Below are 12,572 nucleotides of genomic sequence, written 5' to 3' on the forward strand. Positions count from 1 at the left end.
AACTTGCCGAGGAAGCGAAAGGCGCTTGAGCGCCCGAGGGGCTAGCGGTTGTGGGTCTGGGTCATGCCGAAGAGAAACAGCAGCAGGTCCTGGCTACCGGTGCTGGAGGTGGTCAGGCTGCGAGCCACCGGCGTCTGGCAATACTCGAGGCCTTCACTGCCGACCACTACCGCCGCCGGCCGCAGCCAGCTCGCATAGGCAAACGTGGTGACCGCGCAGAAAGCCGCAATCAGCAAACCTCGAGTAATTTGTGAAGTCATGGCTCTAACCCTCTGATCTTCCGTCCCAACGCCTGTTGGTAAACGTAGAGGAGAGTTCGCCACTGCGCAGCATTCCACGACGAATGGCGGCGTAATTGCAGCATATCCCGACGGGCGGCCGTGTCTATGCCGATACGCTGGCGACATTTCTCCAGATCGAGCAGGGCGACGGAGAATTCCTTACCCTGAGGGCCGACGCGTTCGGCCACGAAGATGTGCTTGGGATAGAGGCAACCGTGTTGCCAGCGGTGCCGGTGCATGCGCGCCAGCACTTCGCCCAGGGTGGCCAGGAAACGCTCGTGCTCGGCTTCGCTGAGGTGCTGGCCGCCACCTTCGGCGTACCACTGATCGAGGTCCTGATAGCCTTCCAGAGCGGCGCTCACCAGCAGCGCGCGCCAGCCGCCCTGGGCATGCCGGGCATCGCAGAACAGCAATTCGGGCACCTGGATGCCCAGGTCGCGAAAGGCGATCAGCGCATCGCGCTCGCGCAGGGCGGTGGGACGCCCCAGGGGATGCCGCAGGCTGCGATAGAGATGGCCGACCTGGCGCTTGACGTAGGCCAGGGTACCGTCGGGAAGCTGCAGGCGCTGGACACCGCTCTCGCCACCGCGGCGGACGTTGGGGGCTTCCACCCAGTCACCCGCGGTGTTCCACCAGCGATCGAAACGCTCTTCGCCTTGCGTTACGGCTCCCATCAGCTGCCTCTCTTATTCTGAATAGCGTCAATTGGCCTTGCGCAGGACATAGACCCGCCACATGGCATAGCCCGGCAGGAAATCCAGGGCGCGGTCGACGACGAAGCCGGCCTGGGCGACCTCCGCCTCGAACTGGCTGCGCTCGACGATGAATCTGTTCTGGTAACCGCCACGGTCGCGGCCCCGGGCCTTGCGGCGGCGCTCCAGCGCCTGACGCCGCCAGGCCTTGAAGTTGCCGTCCACCCACAGCGACAGGATGACGCTGTCGCGGGTCACCCGGTGGAACTCCTGCAGCAGTGCCAGCCGGTCCGCCGATTCGCCCACGTGGTGAAACAGGCGCATACAGAAAATGCAATCTACAGAATTGTCGGACAGGTCGATAGCGAAAGCCGACGTCTGTAGCGTCTTCACCCGGGCCACGACGTCCGCGGGCTGCTGTTCACGGGCGGTGGCCAGCATGTTTTCCGAATAATCGGCGCCGATGATCAGGCGATTGCGCTTTTCCGCCAGCAAGGGCCAGAAGCGCCCTGCCCCACTGGGCAGATCCAGCACCAGATTGGGCTGGCCGGCGATGTTCAGGGCCTGCCGCGCCAGTTGCTGGTCGCGCCAGTTGGACAGACGCCGGGCCAGACCGTCCTGATGCTTGAGGTAATACTGGCGGGCGTGGTCGGCGTCGTACTTTTGCGAAAAGGGCAGGTCGATAGGCGCTTTCACGGAGGTGGCTCCTGAGGGAGTGGAGAAGTGCCGCCACCCTACCCAGGCCGCTGTCAAACCCCGGTCAAGCCTTTGTGAAATTTCTGTAACCTCAGTCCGCTAGTCTGTCGCTGCCGAGCGCTATCTCGAAGCGGCAACCTCCTGCGGCGCTGTCACCCAGGGTCACGTGCCAGCCCTGCAGCTGGCAGATCCTGCGCACCAGCGACAGGCCCAGTCCGAGGCCCTCGCCACGTCCCTCGGCGCCCCGCACGAAGGGCTGGAACATCGCCTCGCGCTGCTCCTCGGGAATGCCGACACCGCTGTCCTCCACCGCGAAGCCTGCCGTCCCGACGTGCAGGCCGATGTAACCCCGCTCGGTGTAATGCAGCGCGTTGCGCAGCAGATTGCTCATCACCGAGCGCAGAAAGGGTTCGTGCCAAAGCGCCTGATCGGCTCCCGGCGCCACGTTCAGCCGCCACTGCAGGCCCTTGGCTTCCACCGCCGCCTGCCACTCCTGGGTCTGCCGCCGTGCCACGTCGGCCAGACTGGCCCGCGGAGCCTGGGTGTCGTTGTCGCCCTGGTTGCGCGCCAGGGCCAGAAAGGTCTGCACCAGCTCCTGCATCTCCCGCGCCGCACGGGTCATCCGCTCCAGCGGACCCTTCGCCCGCGGCGGCAGATCCGGCGTGGCCTCGAGCAATTCGCAGGAGGAATTGATCACCATCAGCGGGGTACGCAATTCGTGGCTGACGTCGCTGGTGAACAGCCGCTCCCGCGCCAGGGCAGCACGCAGGCGCTCCAGCGCATCGTCGAAGGCCCCGGCCAGCTCGCCGACCTCGTCCTTGGCATAGTCCGGCGCCAGCGGCGGCGTCACATCCAGCAGCTGATCACGCCGGCGTACCTGACGCGCCAGGCGTACCACCGGGGCGATCACCCGCCGCGCCAGCGCCCAGCCCAGCAGCCAGGCCAGGGCCACGCTGATCAGGAAGCCGACCAGCACCACCTTGTAGAGCAGGCGTTCGCGCGCCTCGAAATCGCTCTGGTTCTGCAGCAGGACGAAGTGATTGCCCTCCAGCTCGGCCACATAGGCATAGAAATACTGCTGGTCCTCTTCCACCTCGCTGAAGCCGGCCGGCAGCTCGCGCAGGTGCGCCGGCAGCTGTGCCACCTCGGCGAGGGGCACGAAATACAGGCGCATGTCCGGGTCCAGCACCGGCTGGCCGCCGCGCTTCATGTCGCGCTGCACCATGCGCTCCAGTTCATTGTGCAGATCGGTGGAGATCAGGCGTTCCTCGACCGTATGCACCGCGGCGACGATCCCCAGGGCAAAGACGCCACCCACCAGAAAGGTCATCAGCACGAAGGCGATGACGATCCGCCGCGACAGGCTCAGGTGATATTCCATGGCTAGTCCTGCTCGACCAGTTTGTAGCCCACGCCGTGAATGGTACGCAGCAGCGGCTGCTCGAAGGGCTTGTCGATCACCTGACGCAACTGGTGGACGTGGCTGCGCAGGCTGTCGCTGTCGGGGTAGTCCTCGCCCCATACCGCTTCCTCCAGCACCTCGCGCCGCACCACGTGGGGCGACTTCTGCATCAGCAGGGCGAGAATCTTGAGGCCGATGGGATTGAGCTTGAGCGGTTTGCCGGCGCGACTGACCTCCAGGGTGTCGAGGTCATAGCTGAGATCGGCGACCTGCAGCTGACGGCGCCCGCCGCCCTTGGCCCGGCGCATCACCGCCTCGACGCGAGCGGCCAGTTCGGACAGGGCGAAGGGCTTGACCAGATAGTCGTCGGCGCCGGAGCGAAAGCCTTCCAGGCGATCATCGAGCTGATCGCGGGCGGTGAGCATGATCACCGGGGTATCGCGGCGGGCATCCTGGCGCAGTCGCTGGCAGAGGGTATAGCCATCGATGCCGGGCAGCATGATGTCGAGGATCAGCAGGTCATAGTGCTCGGTCGCGGCCAGGTGCAGGCCGGACAGCCCATCCTGGGCGCAATCCACGCTGTAGCCCTTGAGGCTGAGGTAGTCCAGCAGATTGCTGAGGATGTCGCGGTTGTCTTCCACCACCAGGATACGCATGTCGCTGACCTCTTGCCCGAGCCCACCGGGGGCCTCGTTGTCGTCTGTTCGGCACAGAGCCTAACCGGCCCCGACGACCTCGGCCAGCGCCGGGCGGGCCGGAAGCCGGCCATAAAAAACCCCGGTGTCCGCGAGGAGCACCGGGGTTGGGCTCGGCCCGGAGGCCGGAGCGGTTGTTACATCATGCCGCCCATGCCACCCATGCCGCCCATATCGGGCATGGCCGGGGCTGCGTCGTCTTTCGGCAGCTCAGCCACGATGGCTTCGGTGGTGATCAGCAGACCGGCGATGGAGGAAGCGGCCTGCAGCGCGCTGCGGGTCACCTTGGCCGGATCGATGATGCCGAATTCCAGCATGTCGCCGTATTCGCCGGTGGCGGCGTTGTAGCCGTAGTTGCCGCTGCCCTGCTTGACCTTGTCCAGCACGACGGAGGCTTCGTCACCGGCGTTGGCCACGATCTGGCGCAGCGGGGCTTCGACGGCGCGACGCAGGATGTTGATACCGGCGTTCTGCTCTTCGTTGATGCCTTTCAGGTCTTTCAGAGCGTCCAGGGCACGGACCAGGGCGACACCGCCGCCAGGCACCACGCCTTCTTCCACGGCAGCGCGGGTCGCGTGCAGGGCGTCTTCGACGCGGGCCTTCTTCTCTTTCATCTCGACTTCGGTGGCAGCGCCAACCTTGATCACGGCAACACCGCCGGCCAGCTTGGCCAGACGCTCTTGCAGCTTCTCCTTGTCGTAGTCGGAAGAGGTTTCTTCGACCTGGGCACGGATCTGCTTGATACGGGCCTGGATGTCGGCTTCGACGCCAGCGCCGTCGATGACGGTGGTGTTTTCCTTGTTCAGGACCACACGCTTGGCTTGACCCAGGTGCTCCAGGGTGGTGCTTTCCAGGCTCAGGCCGACTTCTTCGGAGATGACGGTACCGCCGGTCAGGATGGCGATGTCCTGCAGCATGGCCTTGCGACGATCACCGAAGCCCGGCGCCTTGACGGCAGCGACCTTGACGATACCGCGCATGTTGTTGACCACCAGGGTGGCCAGGGCTTCGCCTTCGACGTCTTCGGCGACGATCAGCAGCGGGCGACCGGCCTTGGCGACAGCTTCCAGCACCGGCAGCAGTTCGCGGATGTTGGAGATCTTCTTGTCGACCAGCAGCAGCAGCGGGCTGTCCAGCTCGGCCGACATGGTGTCCGGCTTGTTGATGAAGTAGGGCGACAGGTAGCCACGGTCGAACTGCATGCCTTCGACGACGGACAGTTCGTTTTCCAGGCCCGAGCCTTCTTCGACGGTGATGACGCCTTCTTTACCAACCTTCTCCATGGCTTCGGCGATGATGTTGCCGATGCTGTCGTCGGAGTTGGCGGAGATGGTGCCTACCTGGGCGATGGCCTTGCTGTCGGCGCAGGGCTTGGACAGGTTCTTCAGCTCGGCGACGACGGCAGCGGTGGCCTTGTCGATGCCGCGCTTCAGATCCATCGGGTTCAGGCCGGCGGCCACGGACTTCAGGCCTTCGGTGACGATGGCCTGGGCCAGCACGGTGGCGGTGGTGGTGCCGTCACCGGCAGCGTCGTTGGCCTTGGAGGCCACGTCTTTCACCAGCTGGGCGCCGATGTTCTCGATGCGATCCTTGAGCTCGATCTCCTTGGCGACGGACACGCCGTCCTTGGTGATCAGGGGAGCACCGAAGCTACGCTCCAGAACCACGTTACGGCCTTTCGGGCCCAGGGTGGCCTTGACGGCGTCAGCCAGGGTGTTGACACCGGTCAGCAGCTTCTTGCGCGCGGAGTCACCGAATTTGACGTCTTTTGCAGCCATGTTCTGTTTCCTCTAAGAAATTCGAAAAGTGAGCGGGGATCAGCCTTCGATGACGGCCAGGATTTCGGACTCAGCCATCACCAGCAGTTCTTCGCCATCGACCTTGATGGCGTTGCTGCCGGAATAGGGACCGAAAACCACCTTGTCACCCACTTTCACCGCCGGGGCACGGACGTCGCCGTTGTCCAGCACGCGTCCAGTGCCTACGGCAACCACTTCACCGCGGTTCGGCTTTTCGGCAGCCGAGCCCGGCAGCACGATGCCGCCAGCGGATTTGGTCTCTTCTTCGCTGCGACGAATCACAACGCGATCATGCAGAGGACGAAGCGCCATTGTCGTATCTCCCAAAGTTCTAAGTGTTTCCAGCGCCGATGACTGCATCGGCAGTTTGTTTTTACCGGCTGCGCCGGGTGCGCCCCGTGCATGACAGGACGCGAAACCTGCTCGCCTTGCGGCGACAACCTTGCGGTGTCCGCTACATGAGGTTGTCGCCAGGCATTTCAAGGGCGGAAGGCAAAATTTTTAGCGCTTTTGCTCGTCACGGTGCACCACTTCACCCTCGATCACCTCGGGGCGATGGGGTGCGCCCTGACCGGGGCCCGGCTGATAGCCCTGGGCACCGGGGTTGCGCCGGGTCACCCGGCCGATCACCGCGCCCAGCAGGGCCTTGCGGGTCACCGGCAGGAGGCAGACGAGCGCCAGGACGTCGCTGATGAAGCCCGGGAAGATCAGCAGGGCACCGGCGATCGCCAGGGTCAGGCCCTGGATGACTTCCTGCTCGGGCATCTGCCCCTGGGCCAGCCGCATGCGGATGCGCCAGAGGGTGGTGAAGCCGGCGACGCGCAGCAGGGCGACGCCGACCAGAAAGCTCAGCAGCAGCAGGGCGAAGGTGGCGAGCACGCCGATTTCGCTGCCGATCTTGATGAGTACGGCCAGTTCCACAAAGGGGAACAGCAAGAAGAGTAAGGCGGTCACGCGCATCTCAGGTCCTTCACGGTAGAAACCGGTTGAAAGACAGGAGATGGAGGCGGTCGAGCCGATTTCAAGGTGGGCAGCCGGCGCCCGGCAGAAACGACAAGGCCGCGAAAGTCGCGGCCTTGAGGGTGTTGCGGAGGTTCAGGGAAACATCGGGTTACCAGGACACGCCGACACCGGCGGTGTACTCGGTCTGGTTGACGTTGCCCTCGGCACCGCTGGTCAGCTCCTTGGACGCCTTGAGGTTCAGCGACGCCCAGTTGGTCACCTTGTATCTCAGGCCGACATCGCCATCGAAGGTGAAGTTGGCGGTGTTGTCCAGCGGCCGGCCCAGCTCACCCGTGGTGAAGAACTGGATGGTCTGGCCGTACAGATAGCGGTTGTAGTCCCACTTCACGCTCGCCGAGAGGAACTGGTCGGAGCCGCCGTCCGCATACTGGTAGCGATTGTGGTTGAGCAGGCCGGTGAGCGAGAAGGCGCCCAGCTCGTTGTCCCAGAACTGGTAACCGGGACCGGTACCCAGGGTGCGCTGCTTGGCCAGCGCCTGGATCCAGTCGCGCTTGTACTCGGCGCGGCCCTGCCAGAAGAATTTCTCGTCGAAGAAGCGATCCAGGGCGTATTGCAGATCGTACTTGTTGGTCGAGACGGTATCGTTCGCCTTGTAGCGGTCGTAGCTGCCGTTGGCGTTGTGCCGCCACATGCCGTGCCGCGCCTGGGTCTTGAAGTCGATATCGTACTTCTGGCTGTCCTCGGACGAGCTGATGTAGTCCAGGCCGGCGTCGATGTTGCCCTTCCAGGCGAAGTCGCGCAGGAAGGGCCGCGGCGGCACGATCTGGGTAATGCTGGCCAGGGGGACGGTCTGCTGGCCATCGGTGGTGGTGACCACCACCTGGCCGTCGTCGGCCGGCTTGAGGCTTTCCACCGGGAAGTCGGGTTCGTACTTGCCGCGCTGGACGATGACGGGCTGGTCACGCTGCAGGGTCTTGATCTTGTCCCAGGACAGCGGAATGTTGCCGCCGTATTCGGTCTGCAGGAGCAGCTTCTTGCTGTCCAGCAGCTTGATGGTTCCGGTCAGACGATCGCCATTCTTGAGCCAGACGGTGTCGGCATGGGCGAAAGAGGCGAGTGACAACAGCGCGAGCGAGGAGAGCAATCGAAAACGCATGGGCACCAGGACACCTTTGGGTGGACTTGGGTGGAAAGGTAACGAAACGAGAGGGGCGCGATTATCCGGGTGCCAGAGGCTCGCGCAACCGTTCCTGGGTAAAAGTTAGGCAAGTTTCCGGAAATACTGCCCAAAGGTCGGACGTCTTGGGAGAATGTGGCAGCTCGACACGTTTCAGCACCACCGTAACCAAACTTTTCGGCACACTGGCACTCTTCTCCCCCGGAGCAGCAGGGCGTCATGCGTGCACCCCCTCCCCTCGAATCCCGTCGCCAGGCCGTCTTCCTGGCACTGGCCGCCATTCCCGCGGGGCGGGTGGTCAGCTATGGCCAACTGGCGGAGCTCGCCGGGCTCGGTCGTGGAGCCCGCTGGGTGGGCTGGGTGCTGGGGCGTCTGCCGGAGGGCAGCGCCCTGCCCTGGCATCGGGTGATCGCGGCGGATGGCCGGCCGAGCCTGACCCACGACAGCCCCTCTGGCCGGGAGCAACGCAAGCGGTTGCGGGCCGAGGGGGTGCTGCTGCAAGAGGACCGGGTGGACATGCGTCGGTACCGGTGGAATCCAGCTGAGAGTGTCGAGTAGAGTGCGCGTTTTTTCCGAGCCCAAGGGCATGTTTGCACGTTTCTGGCGAGAAGCCGTCACCACCTACAAATCCAGGGCCTGCCTGGCCCTGCTGCTGCTGGGTTTCGCCGCGGGCCTGCCGGCCATGCTGGTGTTTTCCACCCTGTCGGTCTGGCTGCGCGAAGCGGGCGTGAGTCGCGAGACCATCGGCTATGCCAGCTGGATCGGCCTGGCCTATGCCTTCAAGTGGGTCTGGTCGCCCATGCTCGACCTGTGGAAGCTGCCGCTGATCGGCAAGCTCGGCCGGCGACGCTCCTGGCTGGTGCTGTCGCAGATCCTGGTGGGCCTGGGGCTGGTCGGCATGGCGCTGTGCAATCCGCAGCAGCACCTGGAACAACTGATCGCCCTGGCCGTGCTGGTGGCCTTCGCCTCGGCCACCCAGGACATCGCCGTGGACGCCTATCGCCTGGAAATCGCCGACGACGATCGCCAGGCCGCCCTCGCCGCCTGCTACATGACCGGCTATCGCATCGCCGCCCTGCTGGCCAGCGCCGGCGCGCTGTTTCTCGCCGAGGAACTGGGCTCGTCCCGCCTGGGCTACAGCCAGAGCGCCTGGGCCACCACCTACATGCTGTTCGCCCTGCTGGTGCTGCCGGGCCTGGTGACCAGCGTGCTGATCCGCGAACCCGAGCCGGTGGCGCCCATGGCCATGGCGGAATCGCGCTTCGGCTTCAATCACCAGCTGGTGGCGGTCGCCCTGCTGCTGGTGATGCTGGTCTCCATCCCGGCCGCCATCAATGCCGCCATCGCCCAGGCCTGGCCGCGCGCCCTGCTCTACAGCCTGTTCATCGTCGGCTGCCTGTCGCCCTGGGGGCGCTATTGTTCCAAGCCGCTGAGCGATCTCATGCGCCGCATGCGCGAGCCCCTGCGGCTGCGCGATGCGGCCAATGCCGAAGAGCTGCCGCGCTTCGACTTCGTCCACCAGATGGTCTCGGTGATCCTGCTGATCGTGCTGATCGTGGCCGCCACCGGCGGCCTGTCGGCACTGGCCGGCGGCTACTGGCCGCGCGGTCTGATGTACGGCCTGATCGTCTGGCTGTGCCTCACCGCGCCGGGGCGCCGGTTGATGGCGCCGGTGCTGACGCCCATCACCGAATTCATCCAGCGCTACCAGTGGCAGGCACTGCTGCTGCTCGGCCTGATCTCCACCTATCGGCTGTCCGACACGGTCATGGGCGTGATGGCCAGCGTCTTCTATATCGACGTGGGCTACAGCAAGGAAACCATCGCCGGGGTCAGCAAGATCTTCGGGGTATTCATGACCCTGTTCGGTGCCGGGCTGGGTGGCGTGCTGATCACCCGGGCCGGCATCCTGCCGATTCTCTTCCTCGGCGGCGCCGCGTCGGCCCTGACCAATCTGCTGTTCGTGGTGATCGCCTCCACCGGCGCCAACGTGCCGCTGCTGATCGCCACCATCTGCGCCGACAACGTCAGTGGCGGCATGGCCACCTCGGCCTTTGTCGCCTACCTGTCGAGTCTGACCAACCTCAGATTCTCGGCCACCCAGTACGCCATGCTCAGCTCGCTAATGCTGCTGTTGCCGCGCCTGCTGGGCGGCTATTCGGGGGCCATGGTCGAGCACGTCGGCTACAGCTCGTTCTTCTCGCTGACCGCGCTGATGGGGGTGCCGACGCTGCTGCTGATCGCGGTGCTCTGGCTGCGCCAGCGGCGGACCGCGATCCCCAGCGGTCCCTCCGGCAGCGGCCACTGAGGCGGCCCTGGGCCGCCCCGTCCAGCCCTAGGCTTCGCCGCGCGCCGCCGCTGCGGCGCGCTCGTCACCCCTGTCGTCGAGCACCTTGACCACCCGGCTGGGCAGCGCGATGTCGATGCCCTCGGCGCGCAGGCGGTCGCGGATCTGCTCGTTGAAGGTGAACTGGGTGCCCCAGAAGTCACTGTTGGCGGTCCAGCAGCGCAGCGACACGGTAATGAAGGTATCGCCCAGGCCGGCCACCACGATGGCGGGCGGGGGCGTCTCCAGCACCCGCGGATCCTTGGCCATGTCGGCCAGCACCTGCTTGGCCTTCTGCAGATCCGCGTCGTAGCCGACCTTGACGTCGAAGACGATCTGCCGGGTCGCCTGGCGCGACTGGTTGGTGATGATGCCGTTGGACAGGTTGCCGTTGGGCACGGTGACGGTGCGGTTGTCGCCGGTACGCAGCACGGTGTGGAAGATCTGGATCGAATCCACGGTGCCCTGCACGCCCTGGGCCTCGATGTAGTCGCCGATCTTGAACGGCCGGAACAGCAGGATCAGCACCCCGCCGGCGAAGTTGGCCAGGCTGCCCTGCAGCGACAGGCCGATGGCCAGGCTGGCGGCGCCCAGGGCGGCGACGAAGGAGGTGGTGGCGATGCCGATCATGGAGGCGACGCTGATCACCAGCATCACCTTGAGACCGATGTTGACCAGGGTCACCACGAAGGTTTCCAGGGCCTGGTCCATGTGTCGCGCAGTGAACAGCGCGGCCAGGCGCCCGGTCAGGCGATTGATGATCCACCAGCCGAGCCACAGGGTGACCAGGGCCAGCACTACGTTGCCGCAATATTGCAGGATCACCGGTAGCCAGGCCATGAAGGCCGTCAGCAGGTGATCGGTCTGGGCACTCAAATCCATCGTCTACCTCTCCACGCACAAGAAAAAAGTCGGGCGCGGCCTGAATGGCGGCGCCCTATGTGCGACGGACGGTAGACCGAGAGGTTCCGAAGCCGGACTCAGTCGCGGAAGTTGTCGAACTGCAGCGGCATGCCCAGGGACTGGCCACGCAGCAGGGCGATGACCTCCTGCAATTCGTCGCGCTTCTTGCCGGTGACGCGCACCTGCTCGCCCTGGATGGCGGCCTGGACCTTGATCTTGCTGTCCTTGATCAGGGCGACGATCTTCTTCGCCAGCTCCTTGTCGATACCCTCGCGCAGGGTGGTCTCCTGCTTGACGGTCTTGCCGGACGCGTAGGCATCCTTGACCTCCAGGCACTGGACGTCGATCTTGCGCTTGGCCAGGTTGACCTTGAGGATCTCCAGCATCTGTTCGAGCTGGAAGTCGGCATCGGCGGTCAGGGTGACGGTAAGGTCCTTGGCCTCGAAGCTGCCCTTGCCGCGCAGGTCGTACCGGCGCTCGAGCTCCTTCATGGCGTTGTCCACGGCGTTGGTGACTTCGTGCTTGTCCAGCTCCGATACCACGTCGAAGGAAGGCATGGATTTTCTCCTCGGTTGCGATGGGGCAGCCTTGACGCTGCAGCCTGACCGACCATTATAACGACTGGCCCTCTTCCTCAGGAATCCTGACCATGCGCAAGGCATCGATGCTGGAGTCACAGCTGTGAGCTGGCACGTACTGGGCGCCGGCAGTCTCGGCGGTCTCTGGGCAGCGCGGCTGTTTCGCGGTGGCGAACCGGTCCGGCTGATCCTGCGCGATCGTACGCGCCTGGCGCATTATCGCGCCCGCGGCGGACTGCAACTCAGCGAAGGCGACACCACCAGCCTCTATCCGCTGCCGGCCGAGACGCCCGAGGCCGGCAATCCGATCCGCCGGCTGATCCTCGCCTGCAAGAGCTACGATGCCGAAGAAGCCATCGCCAGCGTCGCCGCGCGGCTGGAACCGGAAGCCGAGATCCTGCTGCTGCAGAACGGCCTGGGCAGCCAGGACGCCGTGGCCGCCCGGGTCCCGCGGGCACGCTGCCTGAGAGCCAGCACCACCGAGGGGGCCTATCGCGAGACCGACTTCCATGTGGTGGCGGCCGGCGCCGGGCAGGTCTGGATCGGTGACCAGCTCGGCAGCCATACCCCGCCGCCCTGGCTGGACACCCTCGCGCAACTGGGTTTCCCGGTGCGCTGGACCGACGACATCGATGCCCGGCTGTGGCGCAAGCTGGCGATCAACTGCGCCATCAATCCGCTGACCGTGCTGTATCGCTGCCGCAACGGCGAGCTGCGCCAGCACGCAGCGGAGGTCGCGGCGCTCTGCGACGAACTCGCGGCCCTGCTGGAAGCCATGGGCCTTGCTCCGGCGGCCCAGGGGCTGCAGCAGGAAGTCGAGGCGGTGATCGCCGCCACGGCCAACAACAGATCCTCGATGCTGCAGGACGTGGAGCGCGGCCAGCGCACCGAGGTGAGCTACCTGCTCGGCCACGCCCTGCCGATCGCCGGACGGCTGCGCCTGCCGGTGCCGCACCTGACCGAGCTACAGCAGCGACTGCGGGCCCGGCTCGCGGAGCGCGGATTGCCCGAGGACTAGCTGCGGGCTACCCTGCCCGCTCCCCTGTTGCCACGACTGCGC

The 12,572-nt window shown here is 65.4% G+C and carries 14 protein-coding genes; 3 read left to right on the plus strand and 11 right to left on the minus strand.

Translation table 11 applies throughout. The features are described from left to right. Positions 1-41 precede the first annotated feature (41 nt). The 9 genes from FHR73_RS19355 to FHR73_RS19395 all read right to left on the minus strand — a co-directional run bounded on the left by FHR73_RS19355 (position 42) and on the right by FHR73_RS19395 (position 7,684). Positions 42-260 (minus strand): hypothetical protein, encoded by a 219-nt coding sequence (locus FHR73_RS19355; RefSeq protein ID WP_183633443.1) that lies wholly within the window; start codon positions 258-260, stop codon positions 42-44. Continuing rightward, positions 257-955: a lipopolysaccharide kinase InaA family protein gene (locus tag FHR73_RS19360; protein WP_183633444.1), complete on the minus strand. Its 699-nt coding sequence runs from the start codon at positions 953-955 to the stop codon at positions 257-259. The genes FHR73_RS19355 and FHR73_RS19360 overlap by 4 nt, the downstream gene beginning before the upstream one ends. Before the next feature lie 27 nt (positions 956-982). Then, the gene (locus tag FHR73_RS19365; protein WP_183633445.1) at positions 983-1,669 is read right to left on the minus strand and encodes a class I SAM-dependent methyltransferase; all 687 of its coding nucleotides are present in this window, start codon (positions 1,667-1,669) and stop codon (positions 983-985) included. Between the two features lie 91 nt (positions 1,670-1,760). Continuing rightward, the gene (locus FHR73_RS19370; RefSeq protein ID WP_183633446.1) at positions 1,761-3,050 is read right to left on the minus strand and encodes a HAMP domain-containing sensor histidine kinase; all 1,290 of its coding nucleotides are present in this window, start codon (positions 3,048-3,050) and stop codon (positions 1,761-1,763) included. Positions 3,051-3,052: 2 nt separating this feature from the next. Continuing rightward, entirely contained in the window at positions 3,053-3,727 is a 675-nt protein-coding gene (locus tag FHR73_RS19375; protein WP_133863004.1) for a response regulator transcription factor, read from the minus strand. Between the two features lie 176 nt (positions 3,728-3,903). Beyond that, the gene (gene groL, locus FHR73_RS19380; RefSeq protein ID WP_183633447.1) at positions 3,904-5,544 is read right to left on the minus strand and encodes a chaperonin GroEL; all 1,641 of its coding nucleotides are present in this window, start codon (positions 5,542-5,544) and stop codon (positions 3,904-3,906) included. A 39-nt stretch (positions 5,545-5,583) separates the two neighbouring features. Beyond that, positions 5,584-5,877 carry a co-chaperone GroES gene (locus FHR73_RS19385; RefSeq protein ID WP_007161933.1) on the minus strand — a complete coding sequence of 98 codons (294 nt, stop codon included), beginning with the start codon at positions 5,875-5,877 and terminating at the stop codon, positions 5,584-5,586. Between the two features lie 189 nt (positions 5,878-6,066). Then, entirely contained in the window at positions 6,067-6,525 is a 459-nt protein-coding gene (locus tag FHR73_RS19390) for an FxsA family protein (RefSeq protein ID WP_183633448.1), read from the minus strand. A gap of 151 nt (positions 6,526-6,676) precedes the next feature. Continuing rightward, entirely contained in the window at positions 6,677-7,684 is a 1,008-nt protein-coding gene (locus tag FHR73_RS19395) for a DUF481 domain-containing protein (protein ID WP_183633449.1), read from the minus strand. Positions 7,685-7,924: 240 nt separating this feature from the next. On the opposite strand from FHR73_RS19395, the gene FHR73_RS19400 reads away from it, so the two are divergent. Then, positions 7,925-8,263 (plus strand): MGMT family protein, encoded by a 339-nt coding sequence (locus FHR73_RS19400; RefSeq protein ID WP_183633450.1) that lies wholly within the window; start codon positions 7,925-7,927, stop codon positions 8,261-8,263. 28 nt (positions 8,264-8,291) lie between these two features. Then, positions 8,292-10,013 (plus strand): AmpG family muropeptide MFS transporter, encoded by a 1,722-nt coding sequence (locus FHR73_RS19405; RefSeq protein ID WP_183633451.1) that lies wholly within the window; start codon positions 8,292-8,294, stop codon positions 10,011-10,013. A 27-nt stretch (positions 10,014-10,040) separates the two neighbouring features. On the opposite strand, the gene FHR73_RS19410 is transcribed toward FHR73_RS19405, so the two are convergent. Together FHR73_RS19410 and FHR73_RS19415 are read right to left on the minus strand one after the other, a co-directional pair. Further along, positions 10,041-10,913: a mechanosensitive ion channel family protein gene (locus tag FHR73_RS19410; protein ID WP_183633452.1), complete on the minus strand. Its 873-nt coding sequence runs from the start codon at positions 10,911-10,913 to the stop codon at positions 10,041-10,043. A gap of 98 nt (positions 10,914-11,011) precedes the next feature. Further along, positions 11,012-11,491 carry a YajQ family cyclic di-GMP-binding protein gene (locus tag FHR73_RS19415; RefSeq protein ID WP_017640080.1) on the minus strand — a complete coding sequence of 160 codons (480 nt, stop codon included), beginning with the start codon at positions 11,489-11,491 and terminating at the stop codon, positions 11,012-11,014. 124 nt (positions 11,492-11,615) lie between these two features. On the opposite strand from FHR73_RS19415, the gene FHR73_RS19420 reads away from it, so the two are divergent. After that, positions 11,616-12,530 carry a putative 2-dehydropantoate 2-reductase gene (locus FHR73_RS19420; protein ID WP_183633453.1) on the plus strand — a complete coding sequence of 305 codons (915 nt, stop codon included), beginning with the start codon at positions 11,616-11,618 and terminating at the stop codon, positions 12,528-12,530. Positions 12,531-12,572 lie beyond the last annotated feature (42 nt).

It is taken from the genome of Pseudomonas sp. AS2.8, from assembly GCF_014190935.1.
Classification (GTDB): Bacteria; Pseudomonadota; Gammaproteobacteria; order Pseudomonadales; family Pseudomonadaceae; genus Chryseomonas.

Coding starts and splice junctions, on each gene's coding strand:
- FHR73_RS19355 (WP_183633443.1), bottom strand. CDS start 260: ATGACTTCACAAATTACTCGAGGTTTGCTGATTGCGGCTTTCTGCGCG.
- FHR73_RS19360 (WP_183633444.1), bottom strand. CDS start 955: ATGGGAGCCGTAACGCAAGGCGAAGAGCGTTTCGATCGCTGGTGGAAC.
- FHR73_RS19370 (WP_183633446.1), bottom strand. CDS start 3,050: ATGGAATATCACCTGAGCCTGTCGCGGCGGATCGTCATCGCCTTCGTG.
- FHR73_RS19375 (WP_133863004.1), bottom strand. CDS start 3,727: ATGCGTATCCTGGTGGTGGAAGACAACCGCGACATCCTCAGCAATCTG.
- groL (WP_183633447.1), bottom strand. CDS start 5,544: ATGGCTGCAAAAGACGTCAAATTCGGTGACTCCGCGCGCAAGAAGCTG.
- FHR73_RS19385 (WP_007161933.1), bottom strand. CDS start 5,877: ATGGCGCTTCGTCCTCTGCATGATCGCGTTGTGATTCGTCGCAGCGAA.
- FHR73_RS19390 (WP_183633448.1), bottom strand. CDS start 6,525: ATGCGCGTGACCGCCTTACTCTTCTTGCTGTTCCCCTTTGTGGAACTG.
- FHR73_RS19395 (WP_183633449.1), bottom strand. CDS start 7,684: ATGCGTTTTCGATTGCTCTCCTCGCTCGCGCTGTTGTCACTCGCCTCT.
- FHR73_RS19400 (WP_183633450.1), top strand. CDS start 7,925: ATGCGTGCACCCCCTCCCCTCGAATCCCGTCGCCAGGCCGTCTTCCTG.
- FHR73_RS19405 (WP_183633451.1), top strand. CDS start 8,292: ATGTTTGCACGTTTCTGGCGAGAAGCCGTCACCACCTACAAATCCAGG.
- FHR73_RS19410 (WP_183633452.1), bottom strand. CDS start 10,913: ATGGATTTGAGTGCCCAGACCGATCACCTGCTGACGGCCTTCATGGCC.
- FHR73_RS19415 (WP_017640080.1), bottom strand. CDS start 11,491: ATGCCTTCCTTCGACGTGGTATCGGAGCTGGACAAGCACGAAGTCACC.